Below are 3,252 nucleotides of genomic sequence, written 5' to 3' on the forward strand. Positions count from 1 at the left end.
TGGAGTCCCCCTAGGTGAAACCATGAACATAGTATAATTAGAGCGAACACCTAGGAAGAAACAGTAGTATCCTTTATTATTCTAATTTCTACTAGTCCCCTGAGAAGACTGTTGTGTACGTGAAAAACTCTCTAGGGAGCTGAGCCTGAAGGCGAGTTTATGATGATGCCCGGCGTCTCAGCTCTCCTTAGCGATGCTAACCCGGCTAGTGTTAAAGCATATATAAATGCTGCCCTCAAGTGTGGTGAATTCAACTCATAATTCAATGACTCGAGAAGTATTTCAGTGTCCATAGTATTTCATCTATTATAGTATATATGAGTAGCAGCAGGGACTCCGGGTTCGACTTGTTCGCTATATACTCCTGGATAACTGTATCTCTTAGTCTAACCCTGTATACAATCACTCTTTCACCATCACTTCTCCCTACTACTGGTTTACCTGTATATTCTACACGGGTGATGGTGTACTTGCCGGGTAAGTCGTGTGGCTTCCTTGAGATTAATGGAATCCTGAGCTCGCCGTGTCTAGCTGGCTTATGGTTTAAGGCGATTACTGTTATGGAGCCGGGTTCATTAATGTATACATCCTCTACACCGAGCTCCCCGAGGGACCCGGCATTAATTAGCTGTGCAAGGTATCCTTTCACCAGTACAGTGAGCTCCTCCAAGTCTCCCTGGATGTCGGGATACGTGTTCAAAGCCTGCTCGATATTTATACCCATATTCCCGACCCATAAGATCTATATTTTTCGAATCTTTTTAAATATTTTGACCGTGAAATATATATTAATATATATTGACGCATTTAAGTTCGTAAACAATATACTATGGCAACCCAGGTCCAGGAATCAGTTGGCAACAAACTATAAACCCTAGGGCTCTACAAGTTCATGGAAAGCCCTAGTAGAGGCGAAGCCTCATCCTTTAGTGCGGGGAGCCGTTGACGTTGATCCCCTATGGCTTAACCAATTCCACCGGTAAATGGATATTAAAGAGTAGATGTAAGCCGTCAACATGTTCTCTAGGGTCATTGTCTTCCCAGAGTATACTATACTAGCTATTGTCATAGACATCATTAACAAGCCGGTTGCAAGCGCGCCTAGGGAACCGCTTGTAAGCCACGCGTGTAGCATGAGTATGCCTGGGATCAGGGTCACCGTGTTCCTCAGCTTCAAGGGGCCGATCAGCTTTTCATCAAGCACCGATGCCTCCTCAAGGTATATGAAGTCATGAAGCCTCGCCTCCATCCTACTCACCTACTCGTGGAGAATAACCCGAGTTCCTCACTAGTTGCAAGCACCTGTATAAATAGTCTCTTACCACCTGTCTTCAGCAAGCCGTAGCCTGGTGGAGCGTTTATAATGGTGTTTACCTCCGCATCGCTCAAGCCATATATCTCCCTTAATATATTCCTCCCCTCCTGCTCCTGCCTTAACACTAGTACAGTGGCTGATTGCTCCAGGATACTCCTGCCCTGCGGGGTTCTAGCGAGATCCTCTGCTCTCTGGGTTATATAGATGAATGCAACTCCATGCTTCCTTCCCCTTCTAGCGATGTTCTCCAGTAGCCCCATGAGAGATGGGGTTTCGAGGAACAACCATGCTTCATCAATGAAGAAAACCGATCTTCCTGTTTTAGAGAGTAGCTTATTGTACGTATATACACTGATAAGCGAGCTTATAAGCGCTTTCAAGCGCCTAGATCTAATATTCTTCAACCCGAATATAGTCGACCCCCTTAGCTCTGGGAGCCTCCCCCTGTACACATGGATATCGGGTGGTGCTAATGCTCCCTTGAGGAAGCCCTTTAACTCCTTGTCGCCGATGACTTCTATAAAGCTCTCTAAGTCAACCACTCTATCACTCTTAACGAATAATTCCCTCCTTAGAACACCTTGTAGCCTCGGGGGTATAGCGTAGAGCTCTGAAAGCACGTCGGCTACTTGGCCTAGTTCTAGGAATCCTTCTTTAAGTAGTCTAATGGGATCTAAACCCAGCTCCTCGCCCTCAGTGATCTCCACTGGTGTTGCATCAAATACCCTTGAAGCCCTCGTATACTCTGACTCTGGGTCGACACCAAAGTAAACTACACCCTTGTCAAGCTCCCTAAGCCTCTTCAAGTATATTTTGATAGTCATTGATTTACCGGCTCCCGAGACCCCTAGCACAACGAAGTTGAGGTTAGGTTTGCTCCAGAGATCCAGGATTACGGGACATCCAGAGCTTGAGACCCCGAGGAATACGCCCCGCTCATCCCTCACCTCCTCGTCCACTAGGAAGAAGAATGGTTTAATGGAGTAGGTATCCGTATATTTCTTCTCGAGCCCGGCGAGTAGTCCACTCGTCTTAAAGTAGTATAGATCCAGCTGCATGTAGGGGGCCTCAGCCTCCAGGCCATGCGTCTTCAATAAGTCTCTTAACTCTCCAGCCTTATCCTCTAGTGTCTTGTAATCCCGTGCTATCATAGTGAGGAGTAAGTGGAACTCATAGAGGTCTGCGCCCCTGATTATCCTCGAAGCTAGTTCCCCTGCGAGCTCTACACTGGCTTCCTCCCTAGCCCCCAGTATACCTAGCCTTCTCTTCCTCACCGAGTCAGCTATATGGATGGCCCTGGAACGCGGGATCCGTTTAAAGACTAATACAGCTTCATCACTAGAGGAGAGGAGCATGTATGTGAAACCCTCCGGTAGCTTCAATGGATACCTGTAGACAACATATACTCTGGCCATCCTGCCATCCTCGAGTGAGAGTGTCCTAGGATTCATCAACCTAACTGCTCTCGGCCTCTTAGGCTCCTCTCTCGAGGCATTGAAGAATGAGAGGTTTACTCCGGGTGGGGCTAATGCATAGTACTTGTATTGTGCTGTATCTATAGAGTAGGCTCCATACCTGTATTCCTCAGTGATCCTCCTGGCTAGTAGCACTCCCTCCTTTATCACGGACATCATTGAACTCCATTCCTCGAGAACCAGGTCTCTCTCAGCATCGGTGAGGTTGAAGAATGACACGCCTGTGAGCCTCCACCATACATGGTTATACATTCCGGGCACCACACCTATACTGTAGGAGGGAGTCAAATAATCAGGGCCCTACACGGTATGCTCCTTATTTAACTCGTCTACGACACGTAGTATGGGTGGGATAATGGATCTCGTGTATCAATTACTCTACTCCCTACCAATAACAGTGACCCCTGAGCCACCGCCCGGCATAGGTGAAGCCGTCTCAAGGGTGCTCAGCTGGCTCTACTG

The 3,252-nt window shown here is 47.4% G+C and carries 4 protein-coding genes; all 4 read right to left on the bottom strand.

Annotated elements, in window-relative coordinates; all coding sequences use genetic code 11:
- Nucleotides 1-131: 131 nt before the first annotated feature.
- Nucleotides 132-293: a hypothetical protein gene (locus ACP5N5_RS06390; protein ID WP_428134163.1), complete on the bottom strand. Its 162-nt coding sequence runs from the start codon at nt 291-293 to the stop codon at nt 132-134.
- Nucleotides 263-724, bottom strand: a complete 462-nt coding sequence (locus ACP5N5_RS06395) for a hypothetical protein (protein WP_428134166.1) — start codon at nt 722-724, stop codon at nt 263-265. The genes ACP5N5_RS06390 and ACP5N5_RS06395 overlap by 31 nt, the downstream gene beginning before the upstream one ends.
- 195 nt (nt 725-919) lie before the next feature.
- Nucleotides 920-1,249, bottom strand: coding sequence for a hypothetical protein (locus ACP5N5_RS06400; RefSeq protein WP_042667524.1), 330 nt, complete (start codon nt 1,247-1,249; stop codon nt 920-922).
- Nucleotides 1,250-1,254: 5 nt separating this feature from the next.
- The gene (locus ACP5N5_RS06405) at nt 1,255-3,042 is read right to left on the bottom strand and encodes a VirB4 family type IV secretion system protein (RefSeq protein WP_052290764.1); all 1,788 of its coding nucleotides are present in this window, start codon (nt 3,040-3,042) and stop codon (nt 1,255-1,257) included.
- Nucleotides 3,043-3,252 lie beyond the last annotated feature (210 nt).

It is taken from the genome of Desulfurococcus sp., assembly GCF_049970475.1.
GTDB lineage: Archaea > Thermoproteota > Thermoprotei_A > Sulfolobales > Desulfurococcaceae > Desulfurococcus > Desulfurococcus amylolyticus.